The sequence below is a fragment of the Marinomonas vaga genome (assembly GCF_055388305.1).
Genome location: NZ_AP043903.1, coordinates 901366 through 919940 on the forward strand (window position 1 = coordinate 901366; position 18575 = coordinate 919940).

18 protein-coding genes and 1 riboswitch are annotated in these 18575 nt (G+C 49.0%); of the genes, 4 read left to right on the forward strand and 14 right to left on the reverse strand.

Annotated elements, in window-relative coordinates:
• Window positions 1-13 precede the first annotated feature (13 nt).
• A complete protein-coding gene (locus ACZ5DR_RS04200; protein WP_377366382.1) occupies window positions 14-2353 on the reverse strand; it encodes a glucose/quinate/shikimate family membrane-bound PQQ-dependent dehydrogenase in 2340 nt (779 codons plus the stop codon).
• 298 nt (window positions 2354-2651) lie between these two features.
• On the opposite strand from ACZ5DR_RS04200, the gene ACZ5DR_RS04205 reads away from it, so the two are divergent.
• Complete coding sequence (locus ACZ5DR_RS04205) at window positions 2652-4787, forward strand: FAD-dependent oxidoreductase (RefSeq protein WP_377366381.1); 2136 nt, start codon at window positions 2652-2654, stop codon at window positions 4785-4787.
• Between the two features lies 1 nt (window position 4788).
• On the opposite strand, the gene ACZ5DR_RS04210 is transcribed toward ACZ5DR_RS04205, so the two are convergent.
• Entirely contained in the window at window positions 4789-5823 is a 1035-nt protein-coding gene (locus tag ACZ5DR_RS04210; RefSeq protein ID WP_377366380.1) for a DUF5666 domain-containing protein, read from the reverse strand.
• Window positions 5816-6637, reverse strand: a complete 822-nt coding sequence (locus tag ACZ5DR_RS04215) for a DUF6502 family protein (RefSeq protein ID WP_377366379.1) — start codon at window positions 6635-6637, stop codon at window positions 5816-5818. Before ACZ5DR_RS04215 ends, ACZ5DR_RS04210 begins: the two co-directional genes overlap by 8 nt.
• 153 nt (window positions 6638-6790) lie before the next feature.
• Here ACZ5DR_RS04215 and ACZ5DR_RS04220 point away from each other — a divergent pair, with 153 nt between their 5' ends.
• On the forward strand, window positions 6791-7354 hold the full coding sequence (locus ACZ5DR_RS04220) for a hypothetical protein (protein WP_377366378.1): 564 nt from the start codon (window positions 6791-6793) through the stop codon (window positions 7352-7354).
• Between the two features lie 33 nt (window positions 7355-7387).
• Window positions 7388-7951, forward strand: a complete 564-nt coding sequence (locus ACZ5DR_RS04225; protein ID WP_377366377.1) for an outer membrane beta-barrel protein — start codon at window positions 7388-7390, stop codon at window positions 7949-7951.
• A 78-nt stretch (window positions 7952-8029) separates the two neighbouring features.
• Here the strand turns inward: ACZ5DR_RS04225 and ACZ5DR_RS04230 are convergent, their stop codons facing one another.
• The 11 genes from ACZ5DR_RS04230 to ACZ5DR_RS04280 form a co-directional block, all read right to left on the reverse strand.
• Window positions 8030-9358 carry a hypothetical protein gene (locus ACZ5DR_RS04230; protein WP_377366376.1) on the reverse strand — a complete coding sequence of 443 codons (1329 nt, stop codon included), beginning with the start codon at window positions 9356-9358 and terminating at the stop codon, window positions 8030-8032.
• A 40-nt stretch (window positions 9359-9398) separates the two neighbouring features.
• The gene (locus ACZ5DR_RS04235; RefSeq protein ID WP_377366375.1) at window positions 9399-10337 is read right to left on the reverse strand and encodes a DMT family transporter; all 939 of its coding nucleotides are present in this window, start codon (window positions 10335-10337) and stop codon (window positions 9399-9401) included.
• A 128-nt stretch (window positions 10338-10465) separates the two neighbouring features.
• Window positions 10466-10610, reverse strand: a riboswitch (FMN riboswitch).
• Window positions 10611-10698: 88 nt separating this feature from the next.
• Window positions 10699-11757: a methyltransferase gene (locus ACZ5DR_RS04240; protein ID WP_377366374.1), complete on the reverse strand. Its 1059-nt coding sequence runs from the start codon at window positions 11755-11757 to the stop codon at window positions 10699-10701.
• Entirely contained in the window at window positions 11747-12346 is a 600-nt protein-coding gene (locus ACZ5DR_RS04245; protein WP_377366373.1) for a gamma-glutamylcyclotransferase family protein, read from the reverse strand. The genes ACZ5DR_RS04240 and ACZ5DR_RS04245 overlap by 11 nt, the downstream gene beginning before the upstream one ends.
• Window positions 12347-12473: 127 nt before the next feature.
• A complete protein-coding gene (locus ACZ5DR_RS04250; RefSeq protein WP_377366372.1) occupies window positions 12474-12983 on the reverse strand; it encodes a DUF2867 domain-containing protein in 510 nt (169 codons plus the stop codon).
• Between the two features lie 75 nt (window positions 12984-13058).
• The gene (locus ACZ5DR_RS04255; protein ID WP_377366371.1) at window positions 13059-13625 is read right to left on the reverse strand and encodes a copper chaperone PCu(A)C; all 567 of its coding nucleotides are present in this window, start codon (window positions 13623-13625) and stop codon (window positions 13059-13061) included.
• 39 nt (window positions 13626-13664) lie between these two features.
• Entirely contained in the window at window positions 13665-14075 is a 411-nt protein-coding gene (locus tag ACZ5DR_RS04260; RefSeq protein WP_377366370.1) for a hypothetical protein, read from the reverse strand.
• A 100-nt stretch (window positions 14076-14175) separates the two neighbouring features.
• Window positions 14176-15699 (reverse strand): DHA2 family efflux MFS transporter permease subunit, encoded by a 1524-nt coding sequence (locus tag ACZ5DR_RS04265; RefSeq protein ID WP_377366369.1) that lies wholly within the window; start codon window positions 15697-15699, stop codon window positions 14176-14178.
• A 9-nt stretch (window positions 15700-15708) separates the two neighbouring features.
• Entirely contained in the window at window positions 15709-16773 is a 1065-nt protein-coding gene (locus ACZ5DR_RS04270; RefSeq protein WP_377366368.1) for an HlyD family secretion protein, read from the reverse strand.
• A gap of 38 nt (window positions 16774-16811) precedes the next feature.
• Window positions 16812-17234 (reverse strand): MarR family winged helix-turn-helix transcriptional regulator, encoded by a 423-nt coding sequence (locus tag ACZ5DR_RS04275; RefSeq protein ID WP_377366367.1) that lies wholly within the window; start codon window positions 17232-17234, stop codon window positions 16812-16814.
• A 212-nt stretch (window positions 17235-17446) separates the two neighbouring features.
• Window positions 17447-17866 carry a GNAT family acetyltransferase gene (locus ACZ5DR_RS04280; protein WP_377366366.1) on the reverse strand — a complete coding sequence of 140 codons (420 nt, stop codon included), beginning with the start codon at window positions 17864-17866 and terminating at the stop codon, window positions 17447-17449.
• A 220-nt stretch (window positions 17867-18086) separates the two neighbouring features.
• Here ACZ5DR_RS04280 and ACZ5DR_RS04285 point away from each other — a divergent pair, with 220 nt between their 5' ends.
• Entirely contained in the window at window positions 18087-18575 is a 489-nt protein-coding gene (locus tag ACZ5DR_RS04285) for a hypothetical protein (protein WP_377366365.1), read from the forward strand.

An 18575-nucleotide genomic window follows, 5' to 3' on the forward strand; every position in this document is an offset into this window, starting at 1 on the left:
GCTGCTCTGAGGGTTATTTGGCGAGCTTGTAAGCCACCACATAATCACCAATGGTGGTGCCAATAGAGCCATGGCCACCAGCCACTTGAATCACCATTTGCTCACCCTTGCTGTTCATATAGGTCATTGGGGTTGCTTGACCACCCGCAGGCAAACGAGACTGCCAAATCTGCGCACCGGTTTTCACGTCGTAAGCACGGATGTAATCGTCCACAGACGCGGCCATAAAGGCCACACCGCTGTCTGTTAAGATAGGGCCACCAATGCCCGGCACACCCATTTGAATGGGCAGAGCCAGTGGTGTGAGGTCTTCGATGGTGCCGTTTTTATGCTTCCAAGCGGTTTCCCCTGTGCGTAAATCCACACCGGCAACATAGCCCCAAGGTGGCTGCTGACAAGGAACACCTAATGGCGATAGGAAAGGTCCCATTTCCACCGCATAGGGCGCGCCAGCGTTTTCATTTAAGCCTTGTTCCCCTTGGTTGGTTTCCCCTAAATCTTGTCCCGTTTTGGCGACTAATTTTGAGGTAAATGCTAGGTATAAAGGCATGCCAAACATCACCTGACGTTTAGGGTCTACCGCGACACTGCCCCAGTTGAATACCCCAAAGTTGCCCGGAAACACAATGGCGCCTTTCTCTGACGGTGCCGTGTAACGACCTTCGTAATCTAAGCTGTTAAATTCGATGCGACACAACATTTGGTCAATTGGGGTGGCCCCCCACATTTTCGCCTCGGTTAATGGCTCGGGCTTAAAAGTTACCGCAGAAGTAGGCTGTGTCGGTGCCGTAAAGTCCCCTGGAATAGATCCCTGGGGCGCTGGCTCTTCTGTAATTGGGAAAATCGGCTCACCGGTGCCTCGGTTTAAAACGTATACGTCCCCTTGCTTGGTGGGCACCACCAATGCAGGTTCCACACCTTTGTCCGTGTTCAAGTCCAATAATACCGGCTGAGCAGGTGTGTCCATGTCCCATAAATCATGGTGCACAAACTGCTGCACCCATTCTGCTTGGCCCGTTTCAAGGCTCAAAGCAACCACTGAGGTGGCGTATTTTTCGTCCGCAGGTGAACGGTACATACCAAGCTGATCCGGTGTACGGTTGCCCATTGGGAAATAAGCAAGCCCTAGCTCCTCATCAGCACTGGCCACAGACCAGCTATTAGGGGAGCTCACTGCGTAAGTTTCGTCTTCGCCAATCGGAGTTGTGTCTTCTGGATGACCAGCATCCCAGTTCCACATCAACTCGCCGGTTTTGGCATCGTAGGCACGAATAACACCCGACGGAGAATTAACGGCATAGTTATCATTAACTGAGCCCGCCACAATCACTTTACCGCCCGCGACTAATGGGGGCGAAGTAGAGTAGTAAAAGCCGGACTGCTTGTAAGGCATGTTATGCATCAAATCCAAGGTGCCGTTATCCGCGAAGTTAGAACACAAAGCCCCAGTCTCGGGGTCAACCGCTAGCAGACGAGCATCTGAAGTGGGTAAGAAGATCTGAGCATCACATTGCATGGACGCCAGCTCTTGTGCAGGTTGGTTTTGTTTCTTGGCTAGATTTTGTTTACTGCTGTCGGCAGCAGGAAGATAAGACACGCCCCGACAAGTTTGGTGCTGTCGCTGACTCTCTGCAGGCACTTTGGCGTCGTAGACCCAAAGCTCTTCACCGCTATCAGCATTCAACGCAATCAACCAGTTGTGCGGAGTACATAGATACAGGGCATTGCCGATTTTGAGGGGCGTGGCTTCATAGGTAGTTTCGGTCACATCCTCAGGGCCTTTGGTGTCCCCCGTTTGATACTGCCAAGCTAAGGTCAGATCATCAATATTGTCTGTGGTGATCTGATTTACTGGCGCATAACGCTGACCTAAATTACTACGGCCATAGGCGTGCCATTCTTCTGGGTTCGCTAACCCCGTTGCAGCAGATGGGTTGACGACAGACTCCGCCATGGTGCCTTTTACGGCAGTGGGATCGTCCATGGCGAGTGGGCTCAAGGTAAGCACAGTACAAACGGCCCAAGCTGGCAATAATAGACGCTGGGCTGCACGCCCTTTGCGGCCAACAAAGATCATTAATGGTAGGGCCAAAACCAACAAGGTGCCCATTCGGCTTGCCAGTGGCCACCAGCTGAATCCTGACTCCCATAGGGACCAAGCCATGGTTCCTATGAGCAATAGGGCATACAAGCTGTTTGCAATCACTCGGCGACGGCGTAAGGTGAAGCTGACGGCCAATAGAATAACACCAGCAATCACGTAGTAGGGGCTTCCATCGAGAGCTAACAGCCAGATACCACCAGCCGTCAGCACAAGGCCGATCATGAAAAAGAGGATCGATAGAATAAACATTCTGGCGTTACACTCCCTGTAAATTATTTGATTTGAGTTGATATATTTAGAGTAGAAACTATCTGGTCGTTAGGTAAAGAGAAATGAGCAAACTTCCTTAATTCTCATAATTCGCTTAAATTGTGCAAAGACCCAAAAAAGCTCAATATTTTCAATGATCTAGTTTTTAAATTTTCACGTAATTACATTTCTTTACGTTCTAAATTAGAAAGTAGATCACTATTAATTTGTAATAATATTGCTTGCTGGACGTCCAATCATGCATCTATGTAAACCGTCCGCACTCTGGAGCTCACTGATGAAAAAAGCGTTCACTGCCCTAATAATTGTTGCTTTGGCCACCTTGGGTATAAGCCAATATGGACACTTGCTCACCCTAGAATCGGTGCAAACCAACCTTGATCAGCTGCAACATTGGCGTGACCAACAACCTGTGTTCGCTTCATTGCTGTTTTTTATCCTCTATGTGGTGGCGACAGCACTCTCTTTTCCCGGTGCCACCATACTTACCCTTGCGGGAGGCGCTCTGTTTGGACTGGCTTGGGGCCTTACCCTGATTTCATTTGCCAGTGCCGTGGGAGCAACCATAGCGTTTTTACTGTCTCGATTTTTGTTTCGAGACTGGGTGCAAAAGCGCTTTCAACAACGACTTAAAACCATCAACCAAGGGGTTGAAAAGGACGGTGGCTTTTACCTGTTTACATTACGCCTTGTGCCGGTTTTCCCATTCTTTTTAATTAACTTGGTAATGGGGCTCACTCCTATCCGCACCTGGACCTTTTACTGGGTCAGCCAAGTGGGGATGTTTTTGGGGACTGCGGTGTACGTCAATGCAGGCACTCAACTGGCTCAGCTGGAAAGCCTCCGGGGCGTGTTGTCCGTCGAGTTAATTCTCTCTTTTGTACTGCTAGGACTCTTTCCTTGGCTGGCTAAACTCATCATATCGGGGCTGCAGAAGCGTCGCGTTTATCAAAAATACACGCCTCCCAAAAAGTTTGACCGAAATCTAGTGGTAATCGGGGCTGGTGCCGCAGGGTTAGTAAGCGCCTACATCGGCGCTACCGTAAAGGCTAAAGTCACCCTTATTGAACGTCATAAGATGGGAGGCGACTGCCTGAATTATGGGTGTGTACCAAGTAAGGCGATCATTAAAAGCGCCAAAGTCGCCGCACAAATGCGCCAGGCGGATAAATACGGTTTAACACCTCAGACACCTCAGTTTTCATTCAAAGGTGTCATGGCACGTATCCAAGAGGTGATCCGCGACATTGAGCCCCATGACAGCGTAGAGCGATACAGCGCTATGGGGGTAGACGTTCGTCAGGGGGAAGCAAAACTGATTGACCCTTGGACCGTCGCACTAACAGACGCTAAAGGTCACACCGAACAGATCACCACCCGCAGCATTATTTTGGCCACAGGGGCGCAACCTTTTGTGCCTGATATTACCGGTATCGAGACCATTCCTTACGTCACCAGTGACACCCTTTGGGAAACGTTTGCGGAATTAGAAGAACCACCCAAACGCCTATTAGTACTCGGCGGTGGGCCGATCGGTTGCGAACTGGCTCAAGCGTTTGCGCGCCTTGGCAGTCAAGTCACCTTACTCGAACGAAGCAGTCAGTTACTGAGTAAGGAAGACCCTGACATCAGTGCTCGAGTGCTTAAAAAGCTCACTGCTGACGGTGTGACAGTGCAGTTCAACGGGGAAGTTCAGGCCTTTGAAACCAGCGTCCAAGGTCATCTTGCTCAAACACAAAAAGGCTCGATCGAATTTGATTATGCATTAGTGGCCCTTGGGCGTGCAGCTCGTTTAGAAGGCTTTGGCCTAGAAGAACTAGGCATCCCAGCCACACGAACCCTAGACACCAATGACTACCTAGAAACCCTTTATCCAAATATCTATGCCGCAGGCGATGTGGCGGGCCCCTACCAACTCACCCACGTTGCCGCGCACCAAGCATGGTACGCCAGTGTGAACGCATTATTTGGGCAATTTAAACGCTTTAAAACAGACTATCGGGTGATCCCAGCGGTGACCTTCGTAGATCCTCAAGTAGCAAGGGTTGGACTCAACGAAACCGAGGCAAGCGCTCAAAACATTGCCTACGAGGTCGTGGAGTACGACGTATCGGACCTAGACCGAGCCATTGCCGAGAGCGCTGCAGAGGGAGTGATTAAGGTGTTAACCACCCCCAACAAAGACCGCATTTTGGGAGTGACCATAGTGGCGGAAAACGCTGGGGAAATGCTGCCAGAATTCGTACTGGCCATGAAACATGGTTTAGGCCTAAACAAGGTTTTGGGCACCATACATGCCTACCCAACGTGGGCAGAAGCCAACAAATACGCCGCGGGAGAATGGAAAAAAGCCCACGCCCCACAAGCGGCATTACGCTGGCTTGAGAAATACCATAACTGGCGTCGAGGTTAACTTAATGTCTCTTAGGACCATCGCCATGACGCCCGCCTGAGCTGCGATCACCTGAGGCTGGAGAAGACCCTTCTGTGTTTTTAGTGGGCTCCCCAAAGTGATTGCTGCGAGTATCATGCCTGTCTAAGTATGACCCTTGTCGATCGTCAGTAAATTCCATCCCATCATCTCCGCGGTGCTTAGGCTCCCCCTCTCGGGAGAAGCTTCGCTCAGGCTCCCGTTGCTGCATCTGTTTTAATTGATCGGCGGACCAATTTTTCACCGAGCGACCTTTTCGCAACGATGCATCCGGCGTTTCTATTAAGTAATTGGAGACTTGGCCTGCAAACGGTAACCGCTCATGCCTGACAAAATAAGCTGATTCACCTTGTGAAGTATTTCGCCCTCGCAAGGTGATGACCTCCCCATCTTTAGCGTCCAATATTTCCTCTGGCAGGACTCTCCCCGCCCAACGCCATTGGGTTTGTGACACAGCTTGCGCAGGTGCAACAATCTGCCATTGGTCCGTTTCAGGGATCTTTTCGATATCCGTTGCATAGAGTTGATCGCCAATAAAATAGCCGCTGACTCGAACGTTTTGCCCTAGATCTAACGATGGTAGCACCCCCGGCGCATCGGTGGCCGGAACAACGGATACTCCTTGAACCAGCCAACCTTCCGATTGACTCTCAACCACTTCGCCAATCACAGCATGTTGAATCCGCACCACACGTGCCCACCACTGGTCACCTTCTTGCGTGGCGAGCACAGCAACCTGTTGCCCAAGACGCAGATCTGACTCACTAGCAGCTCTACCGTCTCTGAGAATATTGGTCTTTTCATCAAGCTCTATCTCTAAACCATTTACCCAGATACTACCGAACTCTGTGATCGTACCAATTACCCCTGTGCCACCGATACCTCGGTCATCTCCTTGCGTATCCGATGGCTGCCCCATCATTTTACCGGTGCCGCCAATGCCTCGGTCATCGCTTGCCCAAATCACCAAGGACAGACTGAGAAGCAGGGTAAGTCCCCATCTAATCCAGTTAGCCATCTTGTTGATCCTGCTCACGGTAGAAATACACACCCAGAATAAATCTGTGATCGGCCTCCGCTTTGCCATCGTCTTCACGGGCCAGTTGTTGGGCTTGCTTATTGAGTTTCACGAGCAGGGCCTGGCTTTCATGGCTAGCAGTGTCTTGCAAAGCACTCACTGATTCGCAAGACAATCGGTTATAAAACACGGAACGTTCTGGTAATGGCGGCAGTTCGCCTCGAAGATTGTGTTCACAGGCAGCAATATGATCTGAGGTATTACGGGCAAAAAAGGAAACCTTTGTCGCCAAATCATCACTTGGAAATAAAGCATTTAAATTGAGCTGACATTGACCCTCTTGCTCCGTCAGCAAACCTCGATCCAACCACTCATCAAAGACTGTTCTAGGACGAATATCCACGCTGACTTCGCGAACTAAGCTCTCGAACGACAAGTCACCTTGCCGGGGCAGAAGGCAAGGCTCTCCCTGCTCGTCTAAAAAACGGCTATCTCCCACCCACAAACTAATTAATCGGGAAGTAAGGGATGATTTCTCCGGTACATACGACTCATCTGGGGCGTCTTCTAGAAGCCGCTTAACATCTTTTCTGTGCACTCCGCTGACCACACTGATACGACTTAAAGTGACTTTATCACCCTTGCGCTGCAGATCTTGGCGTACCTCATCCACATAAACCTTTTTCAACAACTCCAAAAACTCAGGATAAGTCACGCCATAACGAACAACCAAGCGAACTAAAGAGGATAAAACCTTCTTTAATGACTTAGTGATCAGCTGGCGCGTGCCTTGGCTAGGTGTGTCTTGGGACATATTGGCTCAATAAATAGTCAATTTTTCGAAATTTTATGTTGACGTGGGAAATTTATCCACTTAATTTAACCTCAATAATTAGTGGGAAAATATCCCACAAATAAAACAACACTCAATTATTACCCCATAACCCCCTCATATGGAGCAGCAGCCATGGCCAATTCCTCCTTACGTTTCATCGCTACTTTAGCGCTGAGCACTTTTCTATCATTTCCCCTTACCTCGCAGGTATACGCCAACGTTGTGGATGAAGAAGCTAACGCCACCAGCGACAGCAGTGCCACATCCGAAGACAGTACCGTCATAACAGAAGACACAACCACCAGTGATGAGAGCGCTACGAGCAGTGACACAAGTGGCGACGCCGCAAGTGAAGAAGGTACAACAAACTCTGATGAGACTTACTTAGCGGATGATAATAGCGTTGCTAGCGAGTCAGGCTCAGCATCAGATGAAACCTTTGTAGGAACGGACTCAGATAGCACAGTGACAGAAGAAGAGGCGAGCAACGCAAATCAGCAATCCTCTTCAGGGATCACATCCAAACAAAGCAATCGTCAACAAAACAGCGGTAGCCGCTCTGGTAGTCATAGCTCAGGCAACAAAAGCTCAGGGGGGCATAGTTCAGGTAGCAGAGGCAATGGCGGAAGCAAGAGCTCCGGTGGTCATAGCTCTGGTGGTCATAGCTCCGGTGGCCATGGTGGTAAGCGCCACTAATCACTTTTTTTCATTCATAATGAGGAATACATCATGTACTGCAAGAATCTTGTCTTTCTAACCGCTACCAGCTGCTTATTAATCACAGCTAACGCACAGGCTGAGACCAATGCCCAAATTGGTGGTGGTTACCATGCTCGCTATATTGAAGATGCAAGTAGCGATTACAGCGTAGATTTTGGCTCCCCTGTTTTCAGTGTGCGGTTGATCCCCCACGAAAATTTCGCGTTTGCGACAAATTATTACTACAACGGAAGTGGCTCTTATTCCCAAGGCTCTAACTCAGGCCCATCAGTATTTGAAACCTCCGGGCTAGAGCTCAACTTTTTGCTCGGTACATCATTTATCGACAAAGGGTTTTATGGGTACGCTGGACTTGGATATTTCAGCGAACATTGGGAATCTACCACCAGCAGCAGCGACTATATTGCTACCGGGTTACAAGCACCGATTGGCCTAGGCTATAACTTTGGTGACTTTGGCATGGAAGTCCAATATGCCTATCGTGACCCTAAGGCCTATCAAAAAGACGTATTCAGCGCGGAAAGTGACCCAAGCGCCAATACATTTCAAATCAAGTTGTTTGCCAACTTATAGACTGGCAGCTGCACCACAGATCTTCTCAAACAGCGGCGAAATGCCGCTGTTTTTTATGATACACACGTAAAGTATCCACTAAGGCAAGGTCCAAGTCAGTACCAACATGGCGAGAGCCACAACACCGGCCATTAACGCACCGTAGAACCAATTAGAGCGGGCAATCGCAAAGTTGTCTGCCCCATACTTGCCCGCCACCGAAAGGTTGATTCCTGACAAGGGACTGATGGCCGTACCCACGGCCCAGGTACACAAGGACACAAACGCCAACAAAGTATTGTCCGCACCGCTGGCTGGCACCATAGAACTCATCAAAGAGATCCCCACAATGGGGTGCAAGCCCATTAAAGAAATACCACAAATCACCAGAAAACACAGGTACGCCTCAAAGAAACCAAAGTGGTCAAACAAGGACCACCCTTCTCCCAGTAGACCCTGGAGCGCCAAGCTGACCGTAGTGGATAAAAACCCCGCCGCCAAAAATAACGACACCTCATTGGCCATATTTGGCAAACGAATGTGGGCATGGTCACGCAACCGCTGGCGGGTATGACGAGGACCACCTCTAAGAAATAAAAACAACACTACACTGATGGGACTTAACAAGGTGACAATGGACAAAATTGCCGCCTCTGGCATCACAAAATAATGAAAAATCAGCACCAAGGCCGCTAACAAAACGGGGAAGGCTAAGGAGCTCACTGATAAAGGAAACCCCTGAAAAGCCTCGATCTGACCGCTACGTTTAAACTCCCAGCAAGACAAGGCACAAGCCATAATAGAGAGGGGTAAACCAATCACAGCAAGGTGATGAAACTCTGCATCAGGGGCAATCGACAAGGCCACCGCAACGGACGCAAAAAACGGCGACCACCAACCAGCACTGGTCAAAGCGCGAACTAGAATCGAGTATTGAGGCCCAGATAACTGTCCGGACTGGCGTTGCAGCTTATCCCCCACCACAAACACCGCTGACATATTAATCACAGCGCCAAGTAACTGAATGCTCGCCCACGTGCTCGCAAAACCTTTTACCCCAGTCATAGGTGGCTTTGGCTTAGTCGAATCTGGCAATAACCCCAGCAAGGATACGCCCGTTAACATGGCCACAATGGCCAAGTTCCCCTGTAACAAAGAAAACACCGGCACAGTCACATCAGTAAAGACCGCCACCACCAGCGCCACAACCCCCACCACAAGTAAAAAGCCACATTGTCGTTTATTACGTCTGTTAAGACGCTGCCAAGCACTAACAAACACCGCCCAATAGACCATTCCAGACAAAATCAGCAGCCCACCCAGCCCAGGGATCAAGGCCAACAGAAACAAAGCGCAACCTAACGCTACCCCATATCCAGAGAGAGTTTTTATGTCGAGAGAAGCCAGCTTGAGCGACGGCAAACGCATAGGTACATCCTTTTAAAAACGGTTCAACCTATAGATTACATCAAGCACCTTGTGCCGTCAGGGTATCCTGCTGGGTGACTTTCGCATCTCGAAGGCGCAAGCCAATGTTGCCCGCGATTAATAAAATCGCCCCGGCAATTTGGTAAAGGGTGAGCGACATATCAAGAAACAACCAGTTAATGCCGGCCGCAAAGACAGGGAAAGTAAGCTCTGCGAGGGTCGCCAGTTGCGCTCGCACTGTCTTTAACCCTTGGTAGTACAACCACATGCCTAACAAGCCACTTAATAAGGCCATCACCACGAGTGCGCCCAAGTCCTCCGCTGGCATGGTGCTGATCTGATCTGTATTGCCCAAGGACAAAACTAACAGCACCAGCAAACCCGATAAGAAGCGCCCTGACATAATGGCGTTAGCAGGCACGCTTTGGTAAGACAGGTACTTACCACAAACGGTAGCGGCGCCCCATGCAGCCACGGCGAGTAGAGTAAAGCCGTAACCTTTTAGAACCTCCACTTCTTCATCACTGTAATGCCATTGTGCGTCTCCAAGTGCCATAATATCTGGGGCGATCATAAGGAAGCTTCCCCCAAGTATCACCAAGGACCAGCGCACAAAATGACCGCGGATCTGCTCTTTCAACACAGCAAAAGCCAACACAATCGCGATCACGGGCTGTAGTTTTTGCAGCAAGATCACTACTGTGGGATTCAGATAATGGAAGGCTTCAGTAAAGGCCAAGGTACCCAGAGCAGAGCCGACACCTCCGATGAAAAACAGACAAGCAAGGGATGCTCGGCGCATTTGTCGGTAATGATGACGATAACGCCAGATCAAGGGCGCAGTGATCAGTACTAAGGCCAGGTGCTCAAACAGCACGACCTGAAGAGTGCTATAGCCTACTCCCAGCAGAGGGTAGCGAATAAGGGTATCAAGGGCCCACGTAAAGCACGCAAGCATAATAAACAGTGTTCCTGCCATCTCTCATTCTCCAATAAATAAGAGTCACAGGGGTGATGATTGAACAGCCAAGTTGTAACCCACACGAGCGCATGGGTGAGCCTCGCCTTTAAAGGTGCGCCCATAGAGGCACCTTTAAAGGAGACTTGGTCGATCTTCTTTCATCCGGACTATAACCGTCGGCTCAGGAGTCACACCTGATCTGCTGACCCTTCCCAAAAGAAGGCGCTCGCGGGCTGTTTGCAAAGCAAAGTCACCGCCGGTGGGGAATTTCGCCCCGCCCCGAAGTTCGATTAATTAAAAATAAGCTAAAACTTTACCCCCAGCCTAACTGGGGCGCAATGCCCTAATATGAATACATTAGGGCAAATCTCAAGTGGGTCTAATTGCGCTTTTGTCGCGCGTGATACACCGCAAAGCCATTCTTACGCTCTAATTGCACGGACTTACTCAAGGCCGCATCCATCAAAGGGCTATAACGTAAGAAATCGTTAGCCACCACAAACACCTCACCATTCAAGGTAAGGTGTTGTTTTACATTGATAAAAAACTTCTCAGGGACACTGTAGTCTGTACTCACTCCCGTGTGGAACGGCGGGTTAGTGATCACATAATTAAAGCGTCCTTTCACTTCATTTAAACCATTGGAAGCTACCAAAGTCACAGCACCCACCGCTTGGTTCGCAGCAAACGTCAGCTCCGTGGCCGCCAAGGCCAAAGCGGAATCATCTAACGCATGGAGCTTGGCCCCTGTGTGCTTGTGCAACCACATACTGATGATGCCATCACCACAACCAAAATCTAACAAACGGGCATTGGCCACATCCGCCATAAATCGGTGGGATTGCATTTGCTCTAATAAGATCACAGTGCCACGATCTAGCTTACCGTGTCCAAAAACCCCTGGGATGCTGCACAAGGTAAAGGCTTGCCCCGCCACGTCTACATTCCAAGAAGTCACCCAATCCTCAAAGACAAAAGGCTTTGCTTCGTCGGCTTTTTGACCATTGAACAATAAACAATGCTTAGCGCCATCAAACTTACCAACGTGCTCTAAAGGCGACACCATACGCTTTGAAGACGATTTCACACCGCTTTTGTTGTCTCCAACGAGCCAAACTTGCCCTCCTTTTTTTAAGACGGGTAAGGTCGCCGCTAACAAATAATCCAGCAGTTCTTTTGCTTTGGGCTGATAAATAATGACGTGGTCAAAGTCAGAGGCAATCGTGCTGTCCCACTGGGCTGAAAACTGCACATTAGACTCAGACAGACCTACCCGTAAAAGCTGTTCGTAAACGGTATAGGACTGACACCAGGCAAACACTTCTGCCTGCCCTTTTAGCTCTTGAGGAAAAGCATCTTCAGGGTTGGCAAACAGCACTTTGCCGGTAAATTGCTCTGCGTTACGCTCCAGCAAAAGGCTGGGAGGATTAAGACTCATAAGTGATGGCTAACTCGTTTAAAGATAAAGTCGTAACCGGCGCTAACAATCGGTTGAGGCGCTCGGTCGATAAATTTGTTTGAGCACGAGGGTATCTCGGTTGCAAACGATCATTGTGTAGTGGCCCGCGCCACCCTTTTGTTAACGCTAAGAAATCCGTCGCAAAGGAATCCCCATGCTCAAGACAACCGGACAAAATCACGTCCACATAACTCAGTGCGATGGGGCATTCCGTATGGGGTTCTACCACTTCTTCCGTGTGATAAATCCAATAGGTACCGTCTGGCAACTCTTCGTCTAGGTAAGGAGTCAATTGCTCGCGCTCAATTTGCGTGCGTTGGTAGCCTTGTTCTCGTTCATCAAACAGGGTGAATTGATCTTCCGGTACTTCAATAAGAACACCATTGCAGGCTTTAGCATCCGACTTGACCACCGCAACAGAGCTCATCCCAAACTCTGATGTCATGATGGACCAATGACGCTCAAAACCATGCAGTTTCACCGGCCAAACTTGTCCTGTTTCACCGGTTTTAGCTCGGCTTTCTGAACTGATAAGGCTGCCATAGCCGAGAATGTAATGACGACTCATACTCTTCTCCTGTGCACGCAATTTAAAGTTTTTGGCCGCCGATAATAGCTTGGTCGATACACCAAAACCAGAGAAGATATATGACAACTGTCAGGGGCAATATGGTTTTTGCTAAGGAATCAATAGGTTACTGGCTTTTATAAATGGCACGGATTTGCGCCATAGAACGCCAAAGAATGAGTTTATGGATAGGAAAGACAGGAATCATATACAAACGACCAAGCCAATTTTTGACATGGACAACCGTTGTTACGGCTATGTGCGATTGATCACCCAAATCATTAATGTAAAAGGACACTCTCACATTTAGATGTTTATCGCAGTCCTCTAGCACCACCTCGTGATGTTCGTTTGAAACCACAGTAAAGATCCCCACCCGATCTCCTTTGATGTAGTCGCACGCATGCTTCACATGCAAAATTTCTTTAAAACTGCCGAGATTTTTAAGACCCACGGTGGCCCAGATATTATTGCGCAATTGCATCAAAGCATTCGCCCAACCAGGCATTCGGCGCATACTTTCAATATACAAGGTCATGGCGGTGATGTTTTTAGACGGAACGGATACAGACCAACTGTCCGCAAAGAAGGCGCGAGGTAGGTACAAAGCTATTTGAGATCCTTGAGGCACAGCCATCACACACTCCCTGATGTGATTGATAAAATATGATCAGGTCAAAGTATAACCAATGACCTGATCAATTGCCTTATCTTAATGGTGCTTTTTATCCGCCATGTCGCCGTGGCCTTGATGATCCATTTTGTCATGGTTCATCTTACTGTGATCCATGTCACCGTGATTCATATGATGCATAGACATACTGCCTGGGGCATAGGCAGCCATCTCATCAGGAGACAAAACAGGGGCAGACAACTTGATACGCTCACCGTTCTTCATCACTAAGGTAAGAGCAACGGAATCACCTGCTTTTAAAGGTTGTTTTAACCCCATAAACATAATGTGGTAACCACCCGGCTTTAATTGCGCATCACCATGAGCAGGGATCACCACCTGATCAACCTGATACATTTTCATGGTGTCCCCTTGCATCTCGCTTAGGTGAATCTCAACCTTATTTGCCACATTGCTTTCTGCAGCGACCAAAAAGCGCTCTTGATCCGAGTGGTTGATCAAGGTGACATAGCCACCACTAGTAGGCGCACCCGGTGGCGTAGCACGCACCGCAGGTGCGCTGAGTTCAATGGATGACGCCATCGCAATAGCCGAAGACATCCCTAGCGCTGCCAGCGCCAAACGAGAAATAAACCGTACAGACATAACTAACCCTTTCTTTTTTCAAGCAAAATTTTCGACAACTCAAACCGATGAAGGTGCTACGAAGAAAGGCGGGGCACGGGAGTAGTAATGAGGCACGAAAGTCGCAATAACGCGCTCATTATGGGGGATTGCCCAGAGTGACGGGGCAAAATCTCGTGGCGGCAACACAAAGTCAGCCGCAATCAAAGACATGTGATCCACGTTCAAGCCACACTTACAACTACCATGCAGCTGGCTGATGTGATCTTTGATTTGATTGTCTGAATACTCAGCAAGAGGGACTTTAATGAACTGAACACCGTTCATCAAAGTACATACCCGCAGTACGACAAAGTCGTCTTTTACCACTGGCTGGGTCGGCACCACTAGGGGGCCCAATAAGGACAAAGCCCAGGCGAATAACACCCAGCGTCCATATTTTCGTAACCGAGAAGCCAATGTCGTCGACATAGTCACACCACAAATAGAAGTGGCTGTATTGTAGAGAAGTTAGTTCGGAAAACCTAGAACCCAGTATTTTAATACTGGGTTCTTTGGATACTTAAGGTGACTAAGATGCTTGGCGCTTAGCAGGTCCACTTAAGATAAACACTAATGGCAAGGCACAGACTGTCACCCACATCATCAGACGGAAGTCCTGAAGGTAGGCTAAAGTTGCCGCTTGTACATTGACCATAGCATCCAACGCCGCTAGGCCCTGTGTGCTTTGAGTTGAATAAGTGCCGGCCTGCTCCGCCAATGACAGCCCCAAGTTGAATGGATTCACAAACTCAGAAAAGATCGCATGATTGATCTGAGTCTGCTGGGTCAAATAAGTGGCTACAATGGAGATACCGATACTGCTACCTATGTTCCGCAACAAGCTGAACAAGGAAGACGCTTCCGTACGCAAGGACGGATCCAAAGTCGAAAACGCAATAGTGGATAACGGTACAAAGACCAACCCTAGTCCTGCCCCCTGCACTACACCAGTACGAATAATATCGCCAGCGGTAGAGTCCAAAGTAAACTGGGTCATCTCCCACATGGAGAATATGATCAAAGACAGCCCGATAAAGATAAAGACCCTAGGATCTACCTTACCTGACAAACGCCCCACCAAGATCATCATTGCCATGGTGCCAAAACCACGGGGTGCGAGAATCGTACCGACGTCCACCACCGGATAGCCCATCAGGTTCTGCATAAAGGGCGGCAACAGAGCCATGGTCGCCAACAGAATCACACCCACAATAAAGATAAACACTAAGCCAACGGAGAAGTTACGATCACGGAACAGCCGAGTTTCGATAAAAGGCGTGCTGTGCGTATTGATGTGCACCACAAACATATACAAACACAATACCGCTAGCCCACACTCAATGATCACCTCAAGACTGCTAAACCAGTCCAGGGTTTCCCCACGGTCGAGCATCATTTGTAGGGCACCAATGCCAATAGCCAGCAAGAAGAAACCATAAAAGTCGAATTTTCGGTCTTTCTTCAGCTCCGTTTCTTTCACGAAACCACTGATCCCCATCCACGCCAAGATACCGAACGGCACATTGATGTAGAACACCCAGCGCCAGCTGTAATACTCGGTGAGCAAGCCCCCAAGGAATGGCCCCAAAATAGGCCCAACCATTACCCCAACGCCCCACATTGCCATGGCCGAGCCATGCTTCTCACGAGGATAGCTGTCAAGCAAGATAGATTGGGACAAGGGCACCAAGCTGGCACCGAAGACACCTTGCAATAAACGGAACAAAATAATCTGGTTGAGGGACTGGGCCATACCACACAGGATAGAGGTCACAGTAAAGCCAATCACCGACCATAGGAATAAACGCTTACGGCCAAAGCGGGCGGAGATAAAGCCAGTAAGAGGCATACAAATCGCCGCCGCGACGATGTAAGAGGTCAACACCCACGAGATCTGATCTTGCGTCGCCCCCATGGACCCTTGCATATGAGGCAGGGCCACGTTGGCAATGGTGGTATCCAGGGCTTGCATGATGGTGGCCAACATAACCGAGACCGTGATCATGATGCGCTGGAAATTGTCATCCCCTTGTTTTGCTTGGGTTAAGGTCATGGTGTCCCCCTAAAGCTTAACGCCAAGCAAAGAACGCTGATGCTCCGTATCTACCGTTACCGTCGTACTCAAACCACTGCGTAGCAAAGGCCCATTAGGGTCTTGTTCAATGTGAATACGGACCGGCACACGCTGGGTCACTTTCACCCAGTTACCCGTCGCATTTTCCGCAGGAATCACAGAGAACTCCGACCCTGTTGCTGGGCTAATGCTGTCCACTACCCCATGCCAAGTAATCTCTGGGTAAGCGTCTACTTCAATCTCAACGGCTTGTCCCGCATGCATATAGGTCATGTCTTTTTCTGGGAAGTTGGCTTCAATCCAAGGGGACTCATTACCAATCACAACCATAGCAACGGCCCCCGTGGAAACGTATTCCCCATGGTTTGGCACATTCGTCACAATGCCATTGGCCGGTGCATACACATTGACATGTTTAAGATCGATACGCGCCTGCTCTAAAGCGGCTTGCGCGGATTTATAGCTTGGATGCTCTTCTACTGGACGGGTCACATCACCGCCCAAGGACTCCTGCAAACGACGTAAATCTTTGCGTAGGGTGTTGATTTCCAACTGGCTGGTTTTTGTCGTTTGACTGGAAGCATCATACTGAGAATCAGAAATGTAATGCTGTTTTAGCAAGTCCGCCTGACGCTTCTCGTCACGCTGATTGTAGGCTAGGGTGTTTTCCGCTTGCTCGATTTGCGCTTGCTTCTCTTCGTAAGCCGCTTTTTGAGACAACAAGTCAATGCGTACCTGCTCAAGCTGCGCTTGTGCCTGGGCGACCGCAACGTTAAAAGGCGTCGGGTCCACAGAAAACAATAAGTCCCCCTGCTTCACCCATTGGTTTTCTTTGACGTTAAGGGTCTGAATCGTACCTGACACTTCTGCTGTGATCGGGGTTTTGTCGTTTTGGATGAAGGCGTTGTCCGTCTCAACGTAACGATCCCCATGCAGATAGATGTAAGTGGCAGCCAGCACGGCGACCACAGGGATCACAAACAGAAGAAAACGACGTTTGCCTTTTTGTGCAACCTGCTTAGGCACGTCAGGGGCAGTATTTTGGTCACTCATATAATGCTTCTATCCTCGTAGATGTCATGCAGCATGGATCATTCTTTGTCGCACAAATTGCTGTGCATGGTTTTTAACAAGCGAACCAATGTCTCTACTTCCTCTGCCGAGATCCCAGCGAGCGCCTTTTGGTTAACGTCAGCAACGAAAGAACCGATTTGGTCCAATCGTTGGCGTGCCCCCTCTGCCAAATACAGGCAATAAGCGCGGCGGTCAGTTGGGTCTTGGCGGCGAACCACCAAGTTATCTTCACTCAGTTGGTCGATGAGACGAGCCGTTGTGATGGGCTGAATTTCCAGGATTTCCGCCAATGCGACTTGCCGTATCCCTTCAAAACGTGACACGTAAACAAGGGCGCGAGCCTGCATCGGTGTGATGGGGGACTCACTTTTCAAATACTCGCGACGCATTAAACGTTTCACGTCAGCCAGCAGAAAACCTATTTCTCTTTCCAAACTCATACGGGGTTACTCATTTTATGTACAAGAATTATTATATACATTGCTTACTATATACAATGTAGCCTAACTAAGCTCCTCGCTTCTTTCCCAAACCACCCTAAATTGGCCTAAGTTTTTGCCCATTGCGCCGCGGAAGCATGGAGATATAACTAAATTGAAGGCAAAAAAAAGGCGACTTATTGTAAGTCGCCTTTTTCTTTAATCTGATTGGGTTAATCGTCGATCAGCTTACCCATACTAATACGCTGCTCAACTTTAAAACCAAGGGATTCGTAAAATGCCACCACTTCTGGGTTATTCACCTCACGAACTTGTAAATTCACCTTGATGCATCCAAGGGATTTTAGCGTATCAAAGGATGCGTTAATCAAGTTGGTCCCCACACCTTTACGACGGTGATCAGGGTGCACCGCAACCGCATACAACCAGCCACGATGGCCGTCATAACCAACCATGCACGCGCCAATCAGCACGCCATCTTCCCAAGCCACTAAAATCAAATCATCCACATCTAATTTAGTCGGTAGCATGGATCGCGGCGCGTTGTGCGACGGATCATCAGGGAAAACCATTTCCCATAGCTCAACCAGCGGTTCTAAATCGATTGGCTGTACTCTTCTTATTGTCATCATGTTATCTCCCATGAGCACACCATGTTGATAACAATATATACAAAACCGCGGCTCATGCCTATCACGCACCAAAATAGTTGCCATATGCTTTCTAAAAATTGCGCTGAAAATCAATCTCCCTTTCAAAATCTGCAATCACTTAGAACTCTTGTCTGCCTTCGCGGTCAATAAGAGGGTAAAATACGTCCTCGATTTTTAATTAAGTGAATAGAACTCTGATATGAAACCTTTTAGCAAAGCCGAATTGATTTTCTACGTAGGCGCCTTTGTCTCCGTCTTTGGCGTTGCCGCACTGGTAAAACTAATCCATTCAGAAGACCCTCTTCCGGATGCCCTCGGCCCCTGTAACTTAGACACAGGCCTGTGCACCCTGCAAGAAACCCCAGAACGCTTCAATGGTGCCACCATCCAATTTGATAAAGGCATCCAATTGAATCGCCGCATCGACACGGTACTCACCCTACCCAAAGCCGTGCAAAACGCCCAATCGGTTAACCTAGTACTAGAAGGTCGAGAAATGTATTTGGGTGTCTACGAATACCCATTAGTGAAACGCCCAGACAACACATGGCACAGCAAGGTCGTGGTCCCTTTGTGTACCGATGAACGTATGCAGTGGACACTCAAAGTCGAAATGAAAGACGCCATGGGGCGCGATAAAGAATGGGCCTACCTATTCAACATCGACAACCCCAATGAAGCGATTTAG